The organism is Burkholderia sp. Z1, from assembly GCF_014893795.1.
In the GTDB taxonomy this organism is placed as follows: domain Bacteria; phylum Pseudomonadota; class Gammaproteobacteria; order Burkholderiales; family Burkholderiaceae; genus Burkholderia; species Burkholderia theae.
Window position 1 is genome coordinate 2867670 of record NZ_JACFYL010000002.1, and the last position, 22860, is coordinate 2890529.

26 protein-coding genes are annotated in these 22860 nt (G+C 65.6%); 13 read left to right on the plus strand and 13 right to left on the minus strand.

Annotation, left to right across the window (positions count from 1 at the left end; translation table 11 throughout):
* Window positions 1-21: 21 nt before the first annotated feature.
* The 4 genes from H3H55_RS29735 (at window position 22) to H3H55_RS29750 (ending at window position 2273) form a co-directional block, all read left to right on the plus strand.
* Window positions 22-393, plus strand: a complete 372-nt coding sequence (locus H3H55_RS29735) for a DUF6697 family protein (protein WP_193101316.1) — start codon at window positions 22-24, stop codon at window positions 391-393.
* A 58-nt stretch (window positions 394-451) separates the two neighbouring features.
* Window positions 452-670, plus strand: coding sequence for a hypothetical protein (locus H3H55_RS29740; RefSeq protein ID WP_226800401.1), 219 nt, complete (start codon window positions 452-454; stop codon window positions 668-670).
* A 139-nt stretch (window positions 671-809) separates the two neighbouring features.
* Window positions 810-1331 (plus strand): PTS sugar transporter subunit IIA, encoded by a 522-nt coding sequence (locus tag H3H55_RS29745; protein ID WP_193101317.1) that lies wholly within the window; start codon window positions 810-812, stop codon window positions 1329-1331.
* A 48-nt stretch (window positions 1332-1379) separates the two neighbouring features.
* On the plus strand, window positions 1380-2273 hold the full coding sequence (locus H3H55_RS29750) for an acetylglutamate kinase (RefSeq protein WP_193101318.1): 894 nt from the start codon (window positions 1380-1382) through the stop codon (window positions 2271-2273).
* Between the two features lie 57 nt (window positions 2274-2330).
* Here the strand turns inward: H3H55_RS29750 and H3H55_RS29755 are convergent, their stop codons facing one another.
* From H3H55_RS29755 to H3H55_RS29775, 5 genes are all read right to left on the minus strand, one after another.
* Complete coding sequence (locus H3H55_RS29755; protein ID WP_193101319.1) at window positions 2331-4331, minus strand: family 2A encapsulin nanocompartment cargo protein cysteine desulfurase; 2001 nt, start codon at window positions 4329-4331, stop codon at window positions 2331-2333.
* Entirely contained in the window at window positions 4306-5238 is a 933-nt protein-coding gene (locus H3H55_RS29760; protein WP_006479760.1) for a family 2A encapsulin nanocompartment shell protein, read from the minus strand. Before H3H55_RS29760 ends, H3H55_RS29755 begins: the two co-directional genes overlap by 26 nt.
* 138 nt (window positions 5239-5376) lie before the next feature.
* Window positions 5377-5598: a helix-turn-helix domain-containing protein gene (locus tag H3H55_RS29765; RefSeq protein ID WP_193101320.1), complete on the minus strand. Its 222-nt coding sequence runs from the start codon at window positions 5596-5598 to the stop codon at window positions 5377-5379.
* A gap of 8 nt (window positions 5599-5606) precedes the next feature.
* A complete protein-coding gene (epsC, locus tag H3H55_RS29770) occupies window positions 5607-6545 on the minus strand; it encodes a serine O-acetyltransferase EpsC (protein ID WP_193101321.1) in 939 nt (312 codons plus the stop codon).
* A gap of 27 nt (window positions 6546-6572) precedes the next feature.
* A complete protein-coding gene (locus H3H55_RS29775) occupies window positions 6573-7043 on the minus strand; it encodes a rhodanese-like domain-containing protein (RefSeq protein WP_129516534.1) in 471 nt (156 codons plus the stop codon).
* A gap of 459 nt (window positions 7044-7502) precedes the next feature.
* On the opposite strand from H3H55_RS29775, the gene H3H55_RS37795 reads away from it, so the two are divergent.
* A complete protein-coding gene (locus H3H55_RS37795) occupies window positions 7503-7862 on the plus strand; it encodes a DUF4148 domain-containing protein (RefSeq protein ID WP_413463981.1) in 360 nt (119 codons plus the stop codon).
* An 85-nt stretch (window positions 7863-7947) separates the two neighbouring features.
* On the opposite strand, the gene H3H55_RS29785 is transcribed toward H3H55_RS37795, so the two are convergent.
* Window positions 7948-8841 carry a LysR family transcriptional regulator gene (locus H3H55_RS29785; protein ID WP_129516533.1) on the minus strand — a complete coding sequence of 298 codons (894 nt, stop codon included), beginning with the start codon at window positions 8839-8841 and terminating at the stop codon, window positions 7948-7950.
* Between the two features lie 105 nt (window positions 8842-8946).
* On the opposite strand from H3H55_RS29785, the gene H3H55_RS29790 reads away from it, so the two are divergent.
* Genes H3H55_RS29790 through H3H55_RS29800 form a run of 3 tightly spaced genes read left to right on the plus strand, consistent with a single transcriptional unit; the run spans window position 8947 to window position 10881 of the window.
* The gene (locus H3H55_RS29790; protein ID WP_193101322.1) at window positions 8947-10071 is read left to right on the plus strand and encodes a TDT family transporter; all 1125 of its coding nucleotides are present in this window, start codon (window positions 8947-8949) and stop codon (window positions 10069-10071) included.
* A gap of 12 nt (window positions 10072-10083) precedes the next feature.
* The gene (locus H3H55_RS29795; RefSeq protein WP_164992083.1) at window positions 10084-10260 is read left to right on the plus strand and encodes a DUF5993 family protein; all 177 of its coding nucleotides are present in this window, start codon (window positions 10084-10086) and stop codon (window positions 10258-10260) included.
* Between the two features lie 12 nt (window positions 10261-10272).
* Window positions 10273-10881, plus strand: coding sequence for a disulfide bond formation protein B (locus tag H3H55_RS29800; RefSeq protein ID WP_129516531.1), 609 nt, complete (start codon window positions 10273-10275; stop codon window positions 10879-10881).
* A 58-nt stretch (window positions 10882-10939) separates the two neighbouring features.
* Here H3H55_RS29800 and H3H55_RS29805 read toward each other — a convergent pair whose 3' ends face one another.
* The 4 genes from H3H55_RS29805 to H3H55_RS29820 form a co-directional block, all read right to left on the minus strand.
* Window positions 10940-11731: an alpha/beta fold hydrolase gene (locus H3H55_RS29805; protein ID WP_129516530.1), complete on the minus strand. Its 792-nt coding sequence runs from the start codon at window positions 11729-11731 to the stop codon at window positions 10940-10942.
* An 83-nt stretch (window positions 11732-11814) separates the two neighbouring features.
* Window positions 11815-12141 (minus strand): DUF4148 domain-containing protein, encoded by a 327-nt coding sequence (locus H3H55_RS29810; RefSeq protein ID WP_193101323.1) that lies wholly within the window; start codon window positions 12139-12141, stop codon window positions 11815-11817.
* A 282-nt stretch (window positions 12142-12423) separates the two neighbouring features.
* Window positions 12424-12960: a cytochrome P460 family protein gene (locus H3H55_RS29815; RefSeq protein WP_048248280.1), complete on the minus strand. Its 537-nt coding sequence runs from the start codon at window positions 12958-12960 to the stop codon at window positions 12424-12426.
* Window positions 12960-14003 (minus strand): alpha/beta fold hydrolase, encoded by a 1044-nt coding sequence (locus tag H3H55_RS29820; RefSeq protein WP_193101324.1) that lies wholly within the window; start codon window positions 14001-14003, stop codon window positions 12960-12962. The genes H3H55_RS29815 and H3H55_RS29820 overlap by 1 nt, the downstream gene beginning before the upstream one ends.
* 494 nt (window positions 14004-14497) lie before the next feature.
* Between H3H55_RS29820 and H3H55_RS29825 the strand changes: the two genes are divergently transcribed.
* Window positions 14498-15472, plus strand: a complete 975-nt coding sequence (locus tag H3H55_RS29825) for an alpha/beta fold hydrolase (RefSeq protein ID WP_193101325.1) — start codon at window positions 14498-14500, stop codon at window positions 15470-15472.
* Between the two features lie 384 nt (window positions 15473-15856).
* On the opposite strand, the gene H3H55_RS29830 is transcribed toward H3H55_RS29825, so the two are convergent.
* Entirely contained in the window at window positions 15857-16459 is a 603-nt protein-coding gene (locus H3H55_RS29830; RefSeq protein ID WP_193101326.1) for a TetR/AcrR family transcriptional regulator, read from the minus strand.
* A 473-nt stretch (window positions 16460-16932) separates the two neighbouring features.
* Here H3H55_RS29830 and H3H55_RS29835 point away from each other — a divergent pair, with 473 nt between their 5' ends.
* The 3 genes from H3H55_RS29835 to H3H55_RS29845 all read left to right on the plus strand — a co-directional run bounded on the left by H3H55_RS29835 (window position 16933) and on the right by H3H55_RS29845 (window position 19366).
* Window positions 16933-17520, plus strand: a complete 588-nt coding sequence (locus H3H55_RS29835; protein WP_193101327.1) for a tetratricopeptide repeat protein — start codon at window positions 16933-16935, stop codon at window positions 17518-17520.
* Between the two features lie 121 nt (window positions 17521-17641).
* A complete protein-coding gene (locus H3H55_RS29840; protein WP_193101328.1) occupies window positions 17642-18469 on the plus strand; it encodes a hypothetical protein in 828 nt (275 codons plus the stop codon).
* Between the two features lie 114 nt (window positions 18470-18583).
* The gene (locus H3H55_RS29845; RefSeq protein WP_193101329.1) at window positions 18584-19366 is read left to right on the plus strand and encodes a hypothetical protein; all 783 of its coding nucleotides are present in this window, start codon (window positions 18584-18586) and stop codon (window positions 19364-19366) included.
* A gap of 230 nt (window positions 19367-19596) precedes the next feature.
* Here H3H55_RS29845 and H3H55_RS29850 read toward each other — a convergent pair whose 3' ends face one another.
* Both H3H55_RS29850 and H3H55_RS29855 read right to left on the minus strand, forming a co-directional pair.
* Window positions 19597-20874, minus strand: a complete 1278-nt coding sequence (locus H3H55_RS29850) for an epoxide hydrolase family protein (protein WP_193101330.1) — start codon at window positions 20872-20874, stop codon at window positions 19597-19599.
* A 211-nt stretch (window positions 20875-21085) separates the two neighbouring features.
* Window positions 21086-21790, minus strand: a complete 705-nt coding sequence (locus tag H3H55_RS29855) for an SDR family oxidoreductase (RefSeq protein WP_193101331.1) — start codon at window positions 21788-21790, stop codon at window positions 21086-21088.
* A gap of 134 nt (window positions 21791-21924) precedes the next feature.
* On the opposite strand from H3H55_RS29855, the gene gcvA reads away from it, so the two are divergent.
* Entirely contained in the window at window positions 21925-22857 is a 933-nt protein-coding gene (gene gcvA, locus H3H55_RS29860) for a transcriptional regulator GcvA (RefSeq protein WP_193101332.1), read from the plus strand.
* Window positions 22858-22860 lie beyond the last annotated feature (3 nt).

Sequence of the window (22860 nt, forward strand, 5' to 3'; positions counted from 1 at the left end):
TTCCGATACGGGAGTCCGGTCATGTTCGAGATCGACAAGCAATACACGCGCGAATTCATCCACACCGCATGCGGCGGCAGCAAACAGGCATTCCTGCCGACGAAGAACGGCAAGGTCGTGGCCGCCTGCCTGCGCACGGACCTCAACCCGCACGCACCCGACGTGATCCTCTGCGACGGCAGCGCGTCCGCGCGCGCGGCCGGCAGGACGCTCGCCGCGCAACGCGACGCGATTCCGGTGTTCATCAAGATGGAAACGGATGCGTTCCGCTTTGTCGGCCAGTACGTCGTCAGCGAGTCGCTCACGGCGCCGCTCGACTGTGCGCCTTACGTGCGCAACAGCAGTTTCACGTCCGGGCAGATCTCGCGCGTGCTCAAGCTCAAGCGTTGCTGATACGCGTGCACGGCGCATCGCGCGCCCCGTCTCGGTCGTCTTTCATACAGGAGCAATCATGCTTGGCTTGACGTTCTGGAAACACGTGATCGGCGCGCGGGCCGATACCATCCGCGAAGACAGGGCGACGGCACACGACCGGCATCGCCGGGTGTCGAGAACGCTCGTGCTGACCAGTGCCGCGGTGGCGTTCGCGGCGATCGCGTTCGGTGCGCCGGTCGTCGGCATCTCGATCTTTCTGCTGACGACGCTGCCGTTCGTGCTGTCGGGCACCTGAAGACGTTCGTATCAAGCGCGTGGTGCAAGCCACGCCGCGATCGATACACAATTTTAATGCCGGCCCCCCGCGTATCTGACACCGTCTTTACGCGGTTTTGTCTAGGATTTCCCTGTCATCCCGACACGGAGAGATCCGCATGCAAACGCAGCAGGCCGCCGTCGGCGGCCAACCCGACTTTCCCCACCGGCGCGGCGGCATGCCGCTCGCGACCCGGCTGGCCGACGCGTGCCCACCGGACAACATCCTGCTCGACGTGCCGGTCGAGAGTGCGATCCAGTTGTTCGACCTCGCAGCGCGCTACATCGCGCGCAGCAGCGGGGTTTCCGCGGACCGGATCAGGACCGAACTGACGAAGCGGGAACAGCTCGGCTCGACCGGCCTCGGCCAGGGCGTCGCGATTCCGCATGCACGGGCCGACGGACTCGGCTCGGCCGCCGCGTTGTTCGTTCGCGCGCTGTACCCGTTCACGTTCAACGCGCCGGACCGCAAGCCCGTGCGCGAATTCATCGTGCTGGTCCTGCCGAAAGAAGACGACCGCGCACACCTCGAACTGCTCGCCGACGCGGCGCGGTGTTTCAGCGATCGCGCGTTCCGGCAGGCGTCGCGCGACGCGCTGACGCCCGACGAGATTCACCGGCTCATGCAACGCACGCACTGACACCGCACCGTGCGGCGACAGGCACTCCCTTCATTCTTTCGACATCTCATGTTCCCAGACCCTGAAAGTCCCACCCTTTCGTCACGGCGCGTGGCCGGACTGGCTCGCTCGCTGCCGTTCATGCAGGCCCTGCACGGGCAGACCGTCGTCATCGTCGATGGCGGCGCCGCGCGGGATGCGCGTTTTCGCCAGTCGTTCGCACAGGATGTCGCGCTGCTCGCGCTCACCGGCGTTCGTCCGGTCGTCGTCCAGGGCGGACCTTCCGCACCCGGCACGCAGTCCGTCCAGGCCGCGTGCGCCGCAATGGCCGAGGTCAACCACGAACTCGTTCGCCTGATCGGCAGCCACGGCGTCAAGGCGATCGGCATCGACGGTCACGACGGCGGCCTGCTGGTGGCCAGCGCTGAATCCGACCGGACGAACATGAGCCCGGTCGCGCAATTCGACGGCACCGCGTTGAACGCGTTTCTCGGAAACGGGCTGGTGCCCGTCGTAATGCCCGTCGCGCCGGATGACGCCGGTGAGGATCGCCTGCTGCGCCCGGACCAACTAGGCAGCCTCTTCGCACAGCGCACCGGCGCGGTGACGCTGGTGATGATGGTCGACAGCGCGCTGCTGCGCGAACTCGGCGAACTCGCGGGGCTGTACGGCATCACGGAACTCGAGCAATGGCTCACCGAGCATCCGGCCGCCGATGCGGCACCCTGCGTGCGGGAAGCACTCGATGCCCTCGCGCACGGCGTGCAGAACGTCCATCTCGCCGATATCGGGCAACCCGAATCGCTGATCGACGAACTGCTGACGGAAGAAGGGTCGGGTGTGGTGTTCTGCCGTCGCGGCAATACCGACCTGCTGTCGGAAACCCGCCGCTATTTTTCCGATTCCGCGTCCGTGCTGCGCGACGGCTTCACGGTCGAGCAGAAGCAGGTCGTGCGCTTCTGACCGGGCAGCGGAAAAGCGCTTGCGGCAACCCGTGAGGGCCGCCGCAAGCGCGCAGCGTCAACGCCGAGTCGCGAGACGCCGCACCACACGAACGAGCGCATCGACCTCGTCACACGTGTTGTAGAACGCGAGCGACGGCCGCACCGTAGCCTCGAGCCCGAATCGCCGCAGGATCGGCTGCGCGCAGTGATGCCCCGAGCGCACCGCGATGCCCTCTTCGTTCAGCGCCTGTCCGACTTCCTCGGTCTCATAGCCTTTCAGCACGAACGACAGCACGCTCGCCTTGTCGCGCGCGGTGCCGACGAGCCGCACGCCCGGCACCGGCGCGAGCACGCTCGTCGCATACGCAAGCAGGTCGTGCTCGTAGCGCGCGATGTTCTCGATGCCGACGCGGCTCACGTAGTCGAGCGCCGCGCCGAGCCCGACCGCATCCGCGATGTTGCCGGTGCCGGCCTCGAACCGGTTCGGCGGCGGCTGGAACACCGTGCGCTCGAACGTCACGTCCGCGATCATGTTGCCGCCGCCTTGCCACGGCGGCATGTCGTCGAGGATCGCGCGCTTGCCGTACACGACGCCGATACCCGTCGGCCCGTAGATCTTGTGCCCGGAGAACACGAAGAAATCCGCATCGAGCGCCTGCACGTCGACGCGCATGTGCGAGATCGACTGCGCACCGTCGACCAGCGCCTTCGCACCCGCCCGATGCGCAAGCTCGACGATCTCCTTCACCGGCACGACCGTGCCGAGCGCGTTCGACACCTGAGTGACGGACACGATCTTCGTGCGGTCGTTGAGCAGCTTCCGGTATTCGTCGAGCAGCACCTGCCCCGAATCGTCGACCGGAATCACGCGCAGCGTCGCCCCCTTCTGCGCGGCAAGCTGCTGCCACGGCACGATGTTTGCGTGATGCTCGAGATGCGACACGACAATTTCGTCGCCTTCGCCGACGTTCTGCACGCCCCACGTCTTCGCGATCAGGTTGATCGCCTCGGTCGTGCCGCGCACGAACACGATCTCGTCCGGCGACGCTGCGCCGATGAAGCGCTGCACCGTTTCCCGCGCATGCTCGTAAGCATCCGTCGCGCGGCCGGCCAGCGCATGCGCGGCACGGTGGATGTTCGAGTTCTCGTGCGCATAGAAATACGCGAGGCGATCGATCACGGCCTGCGGCTTGTGCGTCGTCGCCGCGTTGTCGAACCACACGAGCTGCTTGCCGTTCACGCGCTCCTGCAGGATCGGGAAATCGCGGCGGATCGCGTTCACGTCGAACGGCGGGTGCGCGCCGCGATGCAGGTTGCGTTGCGGCTCGACCGCGTGTGCATCGTCGATGAAGTAACGCGGCACGTCCGCGCCCGATGCACGCGAAACCGGCACGTCGCGATGCACGGCGAGCAGGTCGCGCAGCGCAGCGTCGCCCGGCAACCCGAATGCTTCCGGCGATGCGAGGCCGTTCGACGGCACGACGATGTCCTGCGGCGTAGCCTGCCAGCCCTGCAGCGAACCGTCGGTGAAGTAGTACGGCGACGGCTTCACCGCGCCTTCCGACGCCGCCGCATTCGCCTGCGGCACGCCAAGCGCCGCGCCACCGATGCGCGGTTCGAGCGCGGGGGCGATCGACACGACGTTGTCGGGCAGCCCGTTCTGCGCGGCCGCATGCGGCGCGAGCGCGGGCACGCGATTGCCGAGCGACAGCACATGCGTCGGCGCGGACGGCGCGAGGTTCGTGCCGGCCGCCTTGCCCTGCGGCAGCGCGAGACCCGGCACGCCGGTGCCCGTGCCACCCGGCCCCGCGAGCGGCGAGCCGGCGGGCGCCGGGTTGCTCACAGACGCGAGGATCGGCGCGGCAGCCGGCAGTGCCGACGGCACGCCGCCGACCGCACCGCTGCCCGCCGACAGCCCGGGCGCGGTGGCTTGCCCGGGCGGTGTCGCGAAGAACTCGGACGCGAGCCGCGCGAGTGTCGCGGGGTCGGGCAGCCCGGCCGGCAACGGCGCGTGCGGCAGCGCGAGCGCGTCGCCGCCGGTCAGGCCGGGATTAACGGTAGGTGTCGGGATAGTCATGGAACTTGGCGATTTCGACATCATCGAGGACAGCCAGCGCATCCGGCGAATGGACCGCGAGCGAGCAATACAGCGAGATCAGGTACGACGCGATCGCCTGGTTGTTGATCCCCATGAAACGCACCGACAGGCCCGGCCCCTGCTCGCCCGCGACGCCCGGCTGATACAGGCCGACGACACCCTGCCGCTTGTCGCCCACGCGCAGCAGCAGGATCTTGGTCTTGCCGTCCGCGACCGGCACCTTGTCCGACGGAATCAGCGGAATGCCGCGCCACGTGAGGAACTGCGAACCGAACAGGCTGACCGTCGGCGGCGGCACGCCGCGCCGCGTGCATTCGCGGCCGAACGCGGCGATCGCGAGCGGGTGCGTGAGGAAAAACGCGGGCTCCTTCCACACCTTCGTCAGCAGCTCGTCGAGATCGTCCGGCGTCGGCGCGCCCGTCAGCGGGAAGATCCGCTGTTCGTCGGTCACGTTGGCCAGCAGCCCGTAGTCGGGGTTGTTGATCAGCTGGCTTTCCTGCAGCTCCTTGATCGTCTCGATCGTCAGGCGCAACTGCTCCTTGATCTGGTCGTGAGGACTGCTGTAAAGATCGGAGATCCGCGTATGCACGTCGAGCACCGTGCTCACCGCATTCAGGAAGTATTCGCGCGGCTGTTCCTCGTACGGCACGAAAGTCTGCGGCAGCACGCTTTCGTCCTCGAGCTGCGTGCAGGCGGCGCGCACGGCTTCCGGGTTCTTCACCTGGTTCAGCCGATAGATGCCGGCCTCGACCGGCACCCATTGCAGCAGGTGGGTCAGCCAGCGCGGCGTGATCGTGGAAAGCTGGGGGACGGTCTTGGTAGCGTTCGCTAGTTGGCGGGCGGCGTGATCGCTCAGCGCGGCCGTGCCGCTTGCAACGGTCGACATGTGTGGCTCCGGGTTCTTAAGATGAAAAACGGGATTGCTTATGACGCGGGGTGATTATCGGAAACACGCACCTGCCGGCTCAACATGCTATAGCCGTCAGGTCGCGCACAACCGAAAGGGAAACGAAACGAAGCGACCTCAGGTGACGTATGCACCGGGCAGCAGCGTCGAGATCGACACGTCGAACGCGCGCGCGATCTTGTCGGCCGTGACGATCGACGCGATCGCCTCGCCGCGCTCGATCTCGCCGACATACGAACGGTTCAGCCCCGCGTGCTCGGCGAGCTGCTCCTGCGACCACGTGCGCGCTTCGCGCAGCTTGCGCACGTTGGCGCCGAAGTGATGGATGAGATCGATCATGGCGTGCCCTATGCGACCGGTGCCGCCGCGCGCGGCGCGGCGTTCGCTTCGCTGCGCAGCACGGCCTGCGTGACGTTCGCGCCGGCCGCCACGTCCTGCGTGAGCCACACGTTGCCGCCGATCACCGCGCCGCGCCCGATCGTCACGCGGCCGAGTATCGTTGCGCCCGCATAGATCACCACGTCGTCCTCGACGATTGGATGGCGCGCGAGCCCTTTCTCCAGATGGCCGGCCGCATCGCGCGGGAAGCGCTTCGCGCCGAGCGTGACGGCCTGGTACACGCGCACGCGCTCGCCGATGATCGCCGTTTCGCCGATCACGACACCCGTGCCGTGGTCGATGAAGAAACCCGCGCCGATACGCGCGCCCGGATGAATGTCGATGCCCGTCTCCGCGTGCGCCTGCTCGGCGATGATCCGCGCGAGCAGCGGCAGGCCGAGCCGGTACAGCTCATGCGCGAGCCGGTGGTGGATCATCGCGAGGATGCCCGGATAGCACAGCAGCACCTCGTCGACACTGCCGGCCGCCGGATCGCCGTGGAAAGCGGCGAGCACGTCGCTGTCGAGCAGCCGGCGAATCTCGGGCAGCCGCGCGGCGAACGCCTGCACGGCCGTCGACGCGGTATCGCCGACCGGATCGATCGTGCCGTCGGCGTTGCGCTGGCGCGCCGCATAGCGCAACTCGAGCGTCACCTGCGCGAGCAGCGCATTCAGCGCCGCGTCGAGCGCATGGGCCACGTGGAAGTTCTCGCTCTCCTGGCGCAGGTCGGGCGGCCCGAGCCGCATCGGGAACAGCACGCCTTTCAGCGCGCCAATGATCTGCGCGAGCGCCTCGCGCGCCGGCAGGTCGCGCCCGCCCGGTTCGAGCGAGCGACGCTGCTTCTCGCGCCACGCGCGGCGCACGGTTTGCAGCGACTGAACGATGTCGTCGATTTCGAATGCGGCCATGATGCCTTCTCCCGTTTCGGCCGTGAATCAGTCCTGCGCCCACGGCAGGCCGCGAAAACGCCAGCCGTTGCTGCCGCCGCGATGCTGCCGCTCGTCGAGGTCGCCCTCGAACCCTTCGAGCACGTTGAATACCTGCGTGAAGCCGCCCTTCGCCGCGGCCTCGGCCGCCTGAGCGGACCGGTTGCCACTGCGGCACAGCAACAGCACCACCGCGTCCTTGCCGGTCTTCGCTTCCAGTTCGCGGACGAAGCGCGGGTTGCGCGTCAGGCTCGTGCCGGTCGCCCACGGCACATGCAGCGACGCCGGCACGTGACCGACGAATTTCCGTTCTTCGGCCGTGCGCACATCCACCAGCAGCGCGTCGCCCGCCGAGAACAGCGCCCACGCGGCTTCCGGCGCCACGCCGCCCGCGTAGGGCGTACCGGCCGATGCGGCCGCCGCGCGGGCGTCTTCGAGCGCCTGCTGCGCAGCGGTTCGTGCTTCCAATGCAACCGTCATGACACTTCCTTGTTTTCGTGGATTCGTATGAACAAAAACACCGGGAATGCGGCCGTTGCAGCTTGCGTGCTGTCTATAGCCGTCAGCCCCACTATGCGAGTGCGGCCGGGCAGGCAGAACCAATAAAAATTCATTTCCTAATCAGCGCCGAATGAATTGCTATCGCGGTTGTGCGCTATCGGGCGGATTGATGCAGTTCGTCGCTACGGCGAACCTGCATGGAAGGGATGACACGGCTCGCGTTGGCGCTCATATATCAAGAACGCATCAAGTCGATACCAACGATATATTTTTCATCTATCGCGTCTCGGCCCAAGATATCGACATTGCCCCGCCGACACGATTGACGGGGTTCCAGACAGGCGAAGCGATCGACGCGTGCATGGTTTGATCTCCGCGCTCGAACGCGATGGATCGGGTTCAGCTCGCTTTCCGCGTTGTTTTATTAAGGATACCGATATGAAAAACCGGCTTTCCGTCGGTGTTTCATTCGCGACGATCGCTTTGCCTGCGACCGCGGCGCCCGTATCAGCGCGCGTCCATTTTTTACGCTTTCAGGAGAAGAATATGAAATCGCTCATTTGTTTCGCACTGGCTGCTGCCGCGCTGACCAGCGCCACCGCAAGCTTCGCGAATACGACTTCGGCGCCCTTGACCCGTGCCGAAGTCATCGCCGACCTGGTGCGCCTCGAACAGGCAGGCTACCAGCCCGCGGCGGGCGACGATCCGCACTATCCGGACGACATCCAGGCCGCCGAAGCAAGGGTCGCGGCTCAGGCCGCCGCGCAGCAGCATGGCGCGGTCCAGGCCGGCCGTTGACGGGCAGCGCGGGCGATCCGCGCCGCGATATCCCGAGCCGGAACGCTGCATGCGCGGCGACTCGACTCGGGCACTGCCGTCCACGTCACCGCGAACGCTTGAACACGTCCGTGGCAAGTTCGCGAAACGCATGCGCGCTCGGGCTCAAGCTGCCGCCCTTGCGCCAGATCATGCAGAGATTGCGCTCGATCTTGAGGTCCTTGACGGGCAGTTGTACCAACGCACCGGACGAGAGTTCTTCGGTGACGGTGCTACGCGAGACCCAGGCGATCGCATTGCCGAGCCTCACCAGCTGCTTGATCGCCTCGGCGCTGCCGACCGACAGCTTCGGCGCCAACGTCAACCCCCGCTGCGCATACGCTTGCTCGACGACCGTTCGCGTTCCCGAACCCGGTTCGCGCATGACCAGCTCCGCGGTTCCGATTGCATCGGCGGTCAATTGACGTTTGCGCGCCAGCGGGTGCGTCGGCGCGGCGACCGCGATCAGTGCATCCCGGCCAATGACGGCTGCATCGAACGCCGTGTTGTCGTAAGGCCCCTCAATCATGCCGATCTGGCGCTCGTTCGCGAGGACGGCGTTTTCGATGTTCTCGCTGTTCGAAATCCTGAGATCGACCGTGATGCCCGGATAACGCGTGCGGAATGCGTCCAGCACGGCCGGCAGCAGATACACGCCGATGGTCCGGCTCGAACCGATGCCGAGCTGACCTCTCGTGAGGCCGGCGAACTCGCCGACCGCCGCCTCGGCAACATCGGCCAGCGAAAAAATCTGGGCGGCATATTCGGCGAGCAGTCGGCCCGCTTCCGTGGGCCGCATGCCGCGCGGCATGCGGTCGAACAGCGTCACGCCCAGCCGCTCCTCGAGCTCCCGAATCTCGCGTGTGAGCGCGGGCTGGCTGACGTGCAGTCTTTCGGAGGCTGCCGTGACGCTGCCGGTTTCGACAACCGCGTGAAACGCGGCCAAGTGAGTGAAGTTCATCGATGTATATGATCGTGATATAGGAAGCATCAAAACGATGTATTTTTATTATACAAAGCCGCTCCCTAGAATCCAGTCATGCAGTTCTTCGACACGGAGAATCAAATGACCAAGACCAACTCGACCATCGGCGTGCCGCGTGGCCTGTCCGACAGAATCCGGCAATTCACGCCCAACTGGTTCGCGATGACGATGGGAAACGGCATCGTGTCGCTGGTGCTCGCCGGACTACCGCTGCACTTCAGCGGGCAGCGGGCACTGGCATCGACGTTGTGGGCCATCGACATCGTGCTGTATCTCGCCTTCGCCGCGATGTTGACTGCGCGGGCGATCCGGTTCCCGGAAACGATTCGGCCGCTGCTGCACCATCCGGTCCAGTCGATGTTTCTCGGCGCGGTGCCAATGGGCCTCGTGCCGATCATCAACGGCATCGTCCTGTTCACGGGCGGGCACGCCGAGGTCAATACGCTTGCTTATGCGTTGTGGTGTTTCGACGCGCTGCTGTCGGTCGTCGTCGCGATCGGTGTGCCGTTCTTGATGTTCACCGAGCAGGGGCACACGTTCGAACGCCTGACTGCGGTCCTGCTGCTGCCGATCGTCGCACCGGAAGTGGCGGCGTCGAGCGCGGCCACCCTCGCGCCGCATTTCGTCGGGTCGCAGGCTCGCCTGCTGATCGGCGCGGGGTACGTGCTGTGGGCCATCTCGGTACCGCTCGCGTTTGCGATTCTGACGCTCGTGTTCTTCCGGCTCGTCATCCACAAGTTGCCGCACCGCGACCTCGGTCCGTCGAGCTGGCTGACGCTCGGCCCGATCGGTACCGGCGCACTCGGTCTGCTGACGCTCGGTCAGGCCGCACCTGTTGCGTTCGCCGGTACGCCGTTGGCCAGCGTGGCGGTGCTGGCGCGGGACTTCGGCATTGTCGGCGGCCTTCTGCTCTGGAGCACCGGTCTCTGGTGGCTTGCGTGCGCCGTGCTCTTCACGATGCGCTATTGCCGCGAAGGACTGCCGTTCAATCTCGGCTGGTGGGGTTTCACGTTTCCGCTGGGTGTTTATACCGCCGCGTCGCTGAGCCTGTACCACGTGACGGGTTTTGAGGGATTCGCCGTATTCGGCACGTTGCTCGCCGTGTTGCTCGGCGGCTTGTGGGCCATGGTGATCGTGCGCACATGCCGCGGGATGGTGCACGGCAGCCTGTTTCATGCGCCTTGCCTGGCGACAGTTTCCAACTAATCGAGGTCGATCATGTTCATCGGATTCATTCCATTCCTGTCCGCCGCCGTGGCGCTCCTGCTGTCCTTGCTGGGACGCGACAGGGCCGCTGGCGCGACGTGGTGGCTGACCACGCTACTGGTCGCGGCATGGGCCATTCATCACGGATCACATCACATTCCGCAGTTCGCCACCTACGGCTCCTGGTAAGAGGTCAAAAAAATGAAAGCCAATCGCCTGATCGATTTGCTGGCGCTATACGGCGTCAATGCGGTACTGCTCGTCGCGTTCTACTTCCAGCTGGCGCACGGTGAACTGCCGTGCTCGCTCTGCAATCTCCAGCGGGTCGCATTCATGCTGCTCGGCGCGGGACTGCTGTTGAACGTGTGGAGCCGCAATCCTTCTCCCGCCAACTATGCATTGAGCGCAATCGGTGCGCTGGTCGGCAGCCTGATCGGATTGATGCAAATGTTCCTGCACGTGCTGCCCGGCACCCCGCCCTATGGCGGTGCGATCCTGGGCATGCACATGTACACCGCATCCTATGTCGCACTGACCGCAAGCATCATCTATTGCGTGCTGATGCTTGCGTTCCAGACGCGCCTGCAGTCGATTCACGTCGGCGTGGCGCGGTCCGGCGATGCGGGGCGGTCGCCGTTCGTGAAGCTCGCGGTCGGGTTGTTCGCGGCCCTGGTGATCGGGAACCTGGTGTCCGTGTTCGTCGAAACGGGTTTCCACGCACTCTATAGCGATCCGCAGCACTATCACCTGCTGTACTGCGGCGATCCGGAAGCCCCCGCCGGCGCGGGTCCGATGAGCTGTCGTCAATGACGATCGGGTGCCGCGCCGGCCGGTCGACATCGCCGCACGACGGCGGCGCGGCATCCACTTACTGCGTATCCTGCTTCGCGCGTTCCGCGGCCGCGATGATCGCGTCGGCCACGGCCTTCGGCTGGCTCAGCATCGCGACATGGCTGCCGTTCACGCGCGTGACCGTCGCGCCGATCCGCTTCGCCATCGTTTCCTGCAGCTTCGGATCGATCATCCGGTCCTGCGTCGCGACGACGAACGTCGACGGTTTCGCATGCCACGCGGCTTGCGCGACCTTCTCCGAAATGCAACCGCCGTACCACGGCCCCTGGGTCGCCGCGACGATGCGCTGCTGCGCGGGCGGCAGGTCCGGCGCGAAATCCTGTGCGATCGCCTTGTCCGACAGCCGCGTGAACCCGCCCGCATCCTTGCGCAGCTCGCCGGCCCAGGCGGGCGCCGGCAGCCCCTGCGTGACGTCGGCGATCGACTGGCCATCGTCGGGCGCGAACGCCGCGACATAGACGAGCGACTTCACCTTGTCGTCGTTGCCCGCGTCGCTGATCACGACACCGGCCCACGAATGACCGACCAGCACGACCGGCCCCTTCTGCTCGTCGATCGTGCGCTTTGTCGCGGCCGCATCGTCGGCGAGCGAGCTCAGCGGATTCTGCACCGACACCACATGCAGCCCGCGCGCCTCGAGCAGCGGAATCACGCGGTTCCAGCTCGACCCGTCGGCGAACGCGCCATGCACGAGCACGACATTCGTGCCCTTCAGGTCATCCTTCGGCGCGGCCTGCACCGCAACCGCACCGAACAATCCGCCGATCACCGCGGCGGATACCAGAACCCGTTTCATCGAACCGGCCATCGTTTTGCTCCTTGCTCTGTTGTGTTGTTTGAACATGCTGCGGTAGCGGCTGCGCCCGCACAGGAGGCGGGCGCAGCAGCGCATCACGAATGCGCGTACAGGTCGTCGGCGGCGTTCTGCGAGGAACGCGCACGTGCCGCATCTCGATGGCTCGGCGTCGACGCATCGGCCACGTTGTCGCCTTGCGACTTCGACGGGCCGTTCTGGTCGGAACGTGCGGCCCGCTGTGTGGCGGCGATGACGTCGTCCGGGTAATGCGGTTCGCTGCGTGCCGGGTTGTAGCCGGCCTGTTCGAGGCGGACCAGTTCGGCGCGCACGTCGGCACGCGTCAGGCCCTGGCCGGTATCGGCGAACGCCAAGGCGGGAACGGCAGCGAGGACGGCAACAGCGAGGATTCGAGCGGTTTTCATGTGTGTTCTCCTTGAAGGAAGTGGGTCTGTCGATCTTTCGGCATCCGGTCCAGCGCTCTGGCATCGAATGTTTGCTGCATGTCGACAGTAGAACCCGCTCACGTATCCGGCATGTTTCCGAAACCGGTGCTTTCTGCATGCCAGTTTTTCCGGAACGGCCGCAGATACAGTGCGATACAAAGTCGCCATTCGAAGCGTTCGGCCACACCCACGCACCATAAAAAAAGGCGTGCCTCGCGCGGCACGCCTTTCGTTGCATCGAACCCGCGATGCCGCATCACGTCATGGCGCCAACCGCGTGAACACGTAGTCGTGGTTCTTCACACGCGCCTGGTGGCACGCAAAGCACGTCTGATGCTGGCCGATATCGGCCGGCACGCCGTTGATGAAGCGCCCGAAACCCCAGCCGCCCGTCGCGGCATAACGGCGCGAGTCCTTCACCATCACCTGCACGGTCGTCGCCTGACCGGGCACCGTCGCCGGCGCGAACTCGTCGGACTGCTTGCGCTTGTACGCGAGCTTCACGAGGATCGTGCCGTCGGGGAACGGCAGCGTCGCCTGTTCGAGCGCGCGGATCGCGACGGGGTTGCCCAGCACCACGCGCAACTCGTCGAGCGGCGCAGCCTCTTCGGCCGGCGCGACCATTTCCCACTTCCGGTAGCCGGGCGGAATCGTCACGCCGTAGATCGGCGAAGCAGCGGGATTCGGCTGCTCCGCGAATGCGGCCGGCCCGCTCGCCGACAACGTGCCGGCCAGCAGCGCGCCCGCGACGAGCGTGCGGCCCATGCCGCGACGCAGGATGCCACCACCCGCCCGCATCACAGATGCTCCACTTGCAGGATCGCATCGGCGAACGCCTGCGGCGCTTCCTGCGGCAGGTTGTGGCCAATGCCACCGGTGATCGTCCGGTGCTGGTACTTGCCCGTGAACTTCTTCGCGTACGCGGCCGGTTCCGGATGCGGCGCGCCGTTCGCGTCGCCTTCCATCGTGATCGTCGGCACGGTGATCGCCGGCCCGGCGGCAAGACGCCGCTCGATGTCGTCGTATTGCGCTTCGCCCTTCGCGAGCCCGAGGCGCCAGCGGTAGTTGTGGATCACGACGGCCACGTGATCGGGGTTCTGGAACGACGCGGCCGAGCGCGCGTAGGTTTCGTCGGAGAACTGCCACTTCGGCGAAGCAAGCTGCCAGATCAGCTTGTTGAACGCGTCGCGATTCGCCGCGTAGCCGAGCGCGCCGCGCTCGGTCGTGAAGTAGAACTGATACCACCACTGGAACTCCGCCTGCGGCGGCAGCGGCTTGCGGTTCGCCTCCTGGCTGCCGATCAGGTAGCCGCTCACCGACACCAGCGCCTTCACGCGCTGCGGCCACAATGCGGCGATGATGTCGGCCGTGCGCGCGCCCCAGTCGTAACCGCCGAACACCGCGCGGTCGATCTTCAGCGCATCCATCAGCGCGACGATGTCGACGGCCGTCACGGCCTGCTGCCCGTTGCGCACCGTGTCGGCCGAGCGGAACGTCGTCGACCCGTAGCCGCGCAGGTACGGCACGATCACGCGATAACCGGCCGCGACGAGCAGCGGCGCGACTTCCGCGTAGCTGTAGATGTCGTACGGCCAGCCGTGCAGCAGGAACACGACGGGGCCCTTCTTCGACCCGAGATCCGCATACCCGACGTTGAGCACGCCCGCGTCGATCTGGTGGATCGTCCCCAGCGACGCGACGCCGTCCGCGCGCGGCGCAGCCGGTGCAGCGGGCGCCGACTGCGCGCGCGCCAGGTTGCCGAACCCGAGGTCGGCGAGGCTCAGGCTCGCCAGCGTCGTGCCCAGGATCAGGCGGCGGCGGGTGTTCACGGTATCAGGCATGACTCGTTCTCCATTGTCGATTGCTAAGGAAGGGGCCCGCGGCACGGGCGGGCGCTCAGGGTTCGCCGTTCGCAGCGGCGGCGCGTGGCACCGCGCCGCCGTGTGAAACGCTTCACCGGTTTTATATCCGAACCGTCCGGATGCTTTGTATCGCAACGTATCTGTGTGCGAACACGACACACAGCGATTCAAAAATCGCGCGAGAAGCGACGTAACAGGCGCGCGTCGCCTGACGCGTCGGCAAACCTCTCGCCAATAAAATACTCAACGAATCACAATGGAAAACACACGCATCCAATGCCAATTACCCATCAACAGTCGCCAATCTCCCGTTTCGCCATTCTCCGGCCCACGTTCCTGATATGCTCGCCCGAGACGAACCATCCCTCCTGTTTTCGCGAGAACGAAGCCGTCATTTCACGGTCGCTCCGACAACACGAGACATGCACGCGCTCGACAGCCTTTCCCCCCAAATGTGAAACGGAGTCTCCGACATGACCGCATCAACCGATTGCCGGTACGAAGAATCGTCATTCTCGTCAGACGTGGATGGCGCCAGGATCTTTTTCCGGAAATGGACGCCGTCGACCAACGAGACACCGCGAGGGGCCGTGCAGATCACTCACGGGATCTGCGAACATGGCGGCCGCTACGATCGGCTCGCCCGCTATCTGGCGGCTCGAAACTACGTCGTCTTCGCGCTTGATCTGCGCGGACATGGTCGTACCGCCGGGGCCGCTGCATTGGGGCAAGCCGGGCTCACGGCGTGGGCCGACATGACGAGCGACATCGCCCAGCTATCCCGCCTGATCGGGACGCAGTTTCCCGACCTGCCCTTGATTGCGTTCGGCCACAGCATGGGCTCCGCACTCACGCAAGCGCACATCCAGAACCACGGTTCTCTTCTGGCCGGCGCGGTACTCTGCGGCACGCTGGGCGCATTGCCCGGTGTTGATGACGACACGCTGGCGCAACTCGGCGTCGTAGCGCGTTCTGTCGACGGCAACCAACCCGCGATGCTGTTCGGTAAAGTGCTGCAAGCATTCAACGCGCCGTTCGTGCATCAGGGGCAACCGTCGACCGGCTGCGAATGGATGACGGCGGACCCGGTCGAGATACAGCACTTTCTGGACGACGAACTCTGCGGCAAGCCGTTTTCCAACAGCATGCTGTACTCCGTGCTCGACGGCTTCCGTAACCTGTGGATCCCCGAGCATGAATCGAGAATTCCCGTGGACCTGCCGGTTCTGGTGATCGCCGGCACCCACGATCCGGTAGGCGAACACACGATTTCGATCCAGGCGCTGATTGCCCGTTACATGCGCCAGGGGCATCTGGCGCTGACATACCGGTTCTACCCCGGCGACCGGCATGAAATATTGAACGACCACAACAAGGATCTCGTTCAACATGATATCGATGCGTGGCTCGAAAGCGTGCTGCTCCGCCGACAGCACGAACCCACGTAAATCCCGTGCAGCAATCATGGAATCGAGGTGCCGGCAGTCAATGCGCTGCTGCGCGACGGCCGGCTTCGGGGATCGAGTCGGTCAGCGAACCCATCGCCTTCAGCATCTCGGAGATCGGAAGGCGCTGATCGCCTCGTGTCCATCCAACTCGGTTCAGCGATGGGCACCTGGCAGGCACGCTGTCCAGTTCAAGAGATGGGGAATTCGTATTGGGTGGTTGGTCCCGGCACGCTGATCTGACTCAGGAATCCTGATAGATTCGAGAGCGAGTCTTGCAGAGAGTTTTGCCCTGCGCCACGAGGCGGTCAGCCGTGAAACGGAAGCGCCTTCCGATCGAACAGACTGTCGCGGTACGCCCGCACGATCAGCTCGATGATTGCCCCGTCACGCACGGTGCGTATCGTAGTCCGCAAGCGCATCCTCGGCGTGCATCGCCTGTTCGAGAAGGGCTTTCGCGGCTTGCCACGCGCGCGACGCAGACGCGGCGTCGTTGAACGCCCTGGCGTCGACGGTCGCACCATCCAGCAGCATCATGTAGACGGCCGCCAGTCGTTTTGCCGTGTCGGGAGACACGAGGCCCGTGAGCAATTCGGCGACCCATTCGACCATTTTCCGGCGGTACCGGATCGCAACATCCGAGATGGGCGGATACGCCGTGCCGAATTCGGCCAACGCGCGCTCGAACAGGCACCCGGCAAATTCGGGCGTATTGAACCAGGCTTCGTACCAGTCGAAGATCGTCTTTACACGCTCGACCGGATCGGTGACGTGCAGCAACTGCGCGTCGATGCTGGACACGATCAGGTCATAGCGCTGGACCAGCACTTCCCGAATGAGTTCGTCCTTGCTCGGGAAATGCCGATACAGCGTCATCCGGGCGACGCGGGAATCGTCGATGATCCAGTCGACGCCCACCGGATGAAAACCGTGCTTCGAGAACAGCTCGGTCGCTTTATCCACCACCAACTGGCGTTTGCTGGCTCGCACGAACGGCTCCTCCTTGACTCTTCCAACTGCGCGGGACGAGCAATTCTAGCATCGTACCGCTCGGTCACGTCCGCCCTCCCCACCGGCCTCCCGGCCGGGCCGGCAGGGCTCGTCACACAAACTCGCAAGTTACCTTGACTCTTGGATAGACCGATATGTATCATTTGAAACTAGAAAATACCAGTTTATGTCGGTTGCTTTAAAAGATCCGGATTTTCGGACAGGAATTCAGTGCCTGACGGTGCCGCGGCGGAGTTAGGCGAATGACGGGGCAGTGTGCGGATGCCCACCCCGTTTTCGCGCGTCAAACCTTATAGCGACATTGCAGGGCAAAACAAGAACCTGAGAGCGCTTTGGGTCGCGTGTCGGCGTTGGCGGATGAAATTCGCCGTCCCGCGCACAAACCGGTACGCGATCACGGGGCGGGATAGCGCGAAGCAGTGCGGCGCCAATAGAACTCAAGGAAGGTAACAATGCATCGCCGTTTACTCGCACCGGGGCTGCTGTTGCTGCTGGCCGCTTGCGCGCAGGATCCGTCCGCTACCAGCAACACGGTACGGATCTGCGACGACACTGGCTGTTCCGATCGTCCAAAAAATCAGGTCTCCTACCAAAATAAGGACGATACGGAAGATCGCGAAGACCCGCGCATCGTCGCGCTGAAGCAAGCCGCGAAGACCCAGCCGAAGGCGGCCTACGACCTCGGCCTGCGTTATTTCCGCGGCGACGGCGTGCGCCAGGACAGCTACCAGGCACTCAAGTGGATGCGCGACGCAGCCGAGCGCGGCGACCTGCAGGCGCAGAAGGCGCTCGGCAGTTTCTACCTGTTCGGCCTCGAGGAAATGGGCTCGGATCCGCGCGAAGCGGACAAGTGGCTGTCGATCGCGGCAGGCCGCGGCGACAACGAGTCGAAGAAGCTGCTCGAGCTCGCGCGCAAGGCCAAGAAGGAAGACGAAGAAGACTGGAAATGGCGCACGCAATGGCGTGACGTCTATTACGGCTACTGGTACTCGGGCTATCCGTACTACGGCGTCTGGCATCAGACGTACTGGTACTACTGACCGGGCCGGAAGCAACGGGGGCTGCAGCAGGGAGACCACCATCGCGCGCCACGCCCGGGGGGCTTATCGACGTTCGCACGAACCCGTAAGCCGGACAACGACTCTATCGATCGATAACGACATGAAAACCATTCTTTCCCATCGCCTGACCCAAACCCTGCTCACCGTGGCGCTCGCCGCGTCCGTCGCCGCGTGCGGCGGCGTGGTGACGCCCGGCGGCCAGAACGCCGGCGTGACCGGCGCCGCCGCTGGCGGCACGAGCGCCGGTGCCGATTCCGGGCTGCAGCGCTGCGCGTCGCCGCTCGGCACGATCGCCGTCGACGACGGCCGTAACGCCGACTGGTGGGGCCCGTTCGGCAGCGCGACCAAGGTGACGAGCATCGACCCGCTGCTGCGTCTGGCCGTGCAGCAGTCGAACTGCTTCGTCATCACGTCGATCGGCAACCAGAAAAGCGATGACCGACTGTCGCGCATCACGCAGCTGCAGCGCAATTCCGGCGAATACCGCGCGGGCTCGAAGCAGCAGAAGGGCCAGCGTGTCGCGGCCGACTACTACATGGAACCGCAGATCGTCATCAACGATTCGCCGATCGGCGGCATCGGCAGCATGATCGGTGGGCTGATCGGCAACAGCGCGGTGGCGGCGGTGGCCGGCCACCTGCAGACGAAGGCATCGGTCGTCACGCTGACGCTGTTCGACGTGCGCTCCGCCGTGCAGATCGCGGCAGCCGAAGGCAGCTCGACGGCGACCAACTACGGTGCGGCGCTCGGTGGTTTCGGTGGCGGTGTAGGCGGTGGCCTGAGCGGCTTCTCGTCGACACCTGAAGGCAAGGCGACCGTCGTCGCGTTCATCGACGCGTACAACAAGATGGTCGTCGCACTGCGCAGCTACAAGGCGCAGGACGTCAAGGGCGGCCTCGGCCGCGGTGGCCAGCTCCAGGTCAACTGACGTTCACGGGCCGGCGGTGCGCCGCCGGCCGATTCCCAGCCATAACCGTCCGTGCGTACGGCGCTGTCCGCGCGCATCGGTTCCGTTCGTCCTGTTCATTTCGAGGTGATCCCGATGAAAGCCGTTGCACTGATCGTTTTGACCTGTCTGGCCCTGACCGCCTGCGGCGGCGACGACAATCCTTCGCCCACGCCGTCCGGCACCGGATCGGGCGCGAGCAACAACGGCGGCAGCGGCGGCAACAGCTCGGGCAGCCCGACCGGCGGGACGACCACCTCGAACCTCGAGTGCGATCCGGTGTACCAGCAAGGCGATACCGTGAAGTTGCACATGTATACGCAAGCAACGTCGCAAAGCCAGCCCGTCGACAACGGCGTGTACACACGGACCTTCGCACCCGCGAAGTTCCAGGGCATCACGCTGACGCAGCAGGCCGAAACCACGGCCGGCTCGCCGATCCAGACCAATCACTACTATCTCGTCGGCAACGGCGTGCGCACGAATTACGGCACCGATGTCTACAATTCGGGCACCCTCGCGCTACAGGACGTGAATTCGCCGCCCTATGTCGAGACGATCGGGCTCGCGGGAAGCGAGACGGTGAATTACGTGGATACGCCTGTCTTTCCGTCGGGCGGGGCCCCAACCTCCGTCTCGATCCAGCGCGCCTATGTCGCGCGCGAAACCGTCAGCCTCAGGAACGGCAAGGTCTTCGCGAACGCGTGCCACTATCACACCACGGAGACGCTCTCCAATGCGGCGCTGACGAACACGACGATCGCGGACGACTGGCTGGCGCCGGGTGTCGGCCTGGTCAAGTCGGTGGCCAATATCGGCAGCACCCAGATCATCACCCGCGAGCTGGAGTCGGCGACCGTTGCCGGCAAGTCCTATTGAGCGTGCGGTGCCGCCGCGTGACGCACGGATGTGCCGCAGTTCGGCGTCGATGCTCAGAGCGCCTTGACGATCGCGCGGTCGACGCAAACGTTCTGGCCACAGCCCGACCACGACCGATACGCGCGCAGCCAACGCGCACCGGATGCTGCAGCTCGCACGGGCACTGCACGCGATTGCGTAAAAACGAACGCGGGCCGCACGACAACCGGCCCGCGTTCGCCAATCAACCCTTACCCGCGCCGCAGCGGCCGGAACCCGGCACGCACTTCACGTGCGAACAGTTCCGGCTCTTCCCATGCCGCGAAATGCCCGCCCTTGTCGACTTCGTTGAAGTAGATCAGGTTGCGATAACTGCGCTCGGCCCAGCTGCGCGGCGCCTGATAAATCTCGCCCGGAAACACCGTGATCGCGGCCGGCAGCGAGATGTCCACCGCGTTGAAGTTGTTCGAGTGATCCTCCCAGTAGATCTGCGCGGCCGACGTCGCGGTGTTCGTCAGCCAGTACAGCGAGATGTCGTCGAGAATCTCGTCGCGCGGAATCGAGCGTTCGGGCACGCCGCCGCTATAAGTCCACTGCGAGATCTTGTCGACCATCCATGCAGCCTGCCCCGACGGCGAATCGGCCAGCGCATAACCGACCGTCTGCGGGCGCGTGACCATCATCGCCGAGTAGCCGCAGTTGTCGCGATAGAACGTCGCGAGCTTCTCGTACGCGGCCTTCTCCTTCGGCGACAGCGAAGCCGGCGCGGGCGCATCGGTGGCGAGCAGCGTCGCGATATCCGGCGGCACCGTCGCCGGCATGTTCACGTGGATCCCGGCCAGCCCCTGCACACGCTGCATCGCCATCCGGTGCGAGATCACCGAGCCGCAGTCGCCGCCCTGCGATACGAAGCGCGTATAACCGAGGCGCGCCATCAGCTCGCCCCACGCACGCGCGATGTGGTCGGAACCCCAGCCCGTCTGCGTCGGCCGGCCCGAGAAGCCGAAGCCCGGCAACGACGGCACGACGACATGAAACGCGTCGTCCGCGCTCGCGCCGTGCGCGGTCGGGTCGGTCAGCGGGCCGATCGCCTTCAGCAGCTCGAAGATCGAACCGGGCCAGCCGTGCGTCATGATCATCGGCATCGCGTTCTCGTGCCGCGACCGCACGTGGATGAAGTGAATGTCGAGCCCGTCGATTTCCGTGATGAACATCGGGAAACCGTTCAGGCGCGCCTCGCCCTTGCGCCAGTCGTAGTCGGTGCCCCAGTAGCGCAGCAGCGCCTGCATGCGCGCGAGCCGCACGCCCTGCGATTCGTCGGCGACGGTCTCGCGGCCCGGCCAGCGCGTCGCGGCGATGCGGCGGCGCAGGTCGGCCACGGCTTCATCGGGAATGTGCGCGGTGAACGGGCGGATGTCGCTGCCGCCGGTCGCGGCATGCAGCGCGGTGGGCAGCATCGCCGAGACCCCGGCGGCCACGGACGTGGCCAGCAGGTGGCGACGCATCGGGGAAAACGGTGTGGAAGACATCGTTCGGCATCTCCTTTCGTGAAGTGGAAAGTGAACATGCCGCGCGCGGGGTCGCGCCTTGGCTTTCAATCCGGCGCGCCCGGGTCACGCGGCGTCGCCCATTTGAAAGGTCCGATGTATCCCGGATTTGTCTGATTTGTACGCGTTTGTAGCCGCTGTACGGCGGCGAGCGGCCTGTGCGGCCGCTCGCCGGTGTGACGCCCGGCGTGGCTCAGAGCGCCTTGACGATCGCGCCGTCGACGCGAATGTTCTGCCCGGTGATGTAACCCGCGCCGTCGGACAGCAGGAACGCGACCGTCTTCGCGATCTCCTGCGTCTTGCCGAACCGGCCGGCCGGAATGCGCGCGACGATCTCCGGCGTTTCCGGCCAGCTGTCGATGAAGCCCGGCAGCACCGCGTTCATCCGGATGTTCTCGGCCGCGTAGCGTTCCGCGTAAAGACGCGTCCACGCGCTCAACGCCGCGCGCAGCGTCGACGACACCGGCATCGGCTGCTCGGGCGCGTCCGCCGCGAAGCTCGAGATGTTGACCACCGCGCCGCCGCCCTGCTTCTGGAAGATCGGCGTCACGCGGCGCATCACGCGCACCACGTTCAGCAGGATCAGGTCGAGCCCCGCGTGCCAGCTTTCGTCGGCGATCGACAGCAGCTCGCCCTTCGGCGGATGCCCGGTGTTGTTCACGACCGCGTCGATCCGGCCGTAACGCGCGACCGTCTCCTGCACGAGCCGGTCGATATCGGCTTCTTCCGTCACCGAACCCTGGATGCCGAAGCCGCCCAGTTCCTCGCCGAGCGCCACCGCGCTGCCCGACGGCGACATCAGTGCGACGCGATAGCCCGTCGCCGCCAGTTCGCGCGCGATCGCCGCGCCCATGCCCTTGCCCGCCGCCGTGATCAACGCCACTTTTTCTACAGTCACGATCTGCTCCTCGTTCGGATCCTGCCGCCGCGCAGCCGCCATTCGGCGCGCCATGGTGGTAATGTAGGCGCATCACGAACGACTGTCGAACCAGTATTTCTGCCTCCAGACGATAGTTTTTCTACAGCCTTCCGATGCCACCTCGCCCTTCCCGCCTGCCGCCGCTGAATGCGCTTCGCGCGTTCGAAGTCTCCGCGCGGCACCTCAATTTCCGCGCCGCGGCCGACGAGATCGGCGTGACGCAGGGCGCCGTCGCGCAGCAGGTGCGCCACCTCGAGGACGTGCTCGGCCTGAAGCTGTTCGAGCGCCTGCCGCGCGGCCTCGCGCTGACGCACGACGGCGCCGCGTATTTCTCCGACGTGCAGCGCGCGCTGCATGCGATCGCCGACGCGACCGACAAGCTCGTGAAGCGGCGCGCGGCGCTGACCATCAGCACGACGCCGTCGTTCGCGTCGAAGTGGCTGATCCCGCGGCTCGCGCAGTTCACCGACGCGCATCCCGACTACGACGTGCGCGTGATCGCCGACCAGCAGCTCGCGACGTTCCGCCACGACGGCGTCGATCTCGCGATCCGTTTCGGCAAGCCGCCGTTCGGCAAGCATCTCGCCACGCATGCGCTATTCCCGCTCGACGTGAGCGCCGTCTGCAGTCCCGCGCTGCTGGCCGCGCCCGCATCGCCGCGCGCGCTCGCCGGCCATGTGCTGCTGCACGACGCGCACGACCTGTGGCCCGAGTTCCTTGCAGCGATGCCCGAATCCGTCGACGTCGATCCGCACAAGGGGCTGCGCTTCAACCAGACGTCGCTCGCGATCGATGCGGCCGTCGCCGGCCAGGGCATCGCGCTCGCGACCGATCCCCTGGTCGAACGCGATATCGCCGCCGGCAGGTTGTGCAAGCCGTTCGATTTCGCGTTTCCGCTGTCGGTGGGGTTCTATCTCGTGTATCCGGCCGAACGGCGCGACGACGATGCGATCGCCGTGATGCGCGGCTGGATGATCGGGCAGGCCGCGTCGGACGGGCGGCCTCCCGGCCCGCTCGCCAGTCGTGGCCACGCAGACAGGGAATAAACG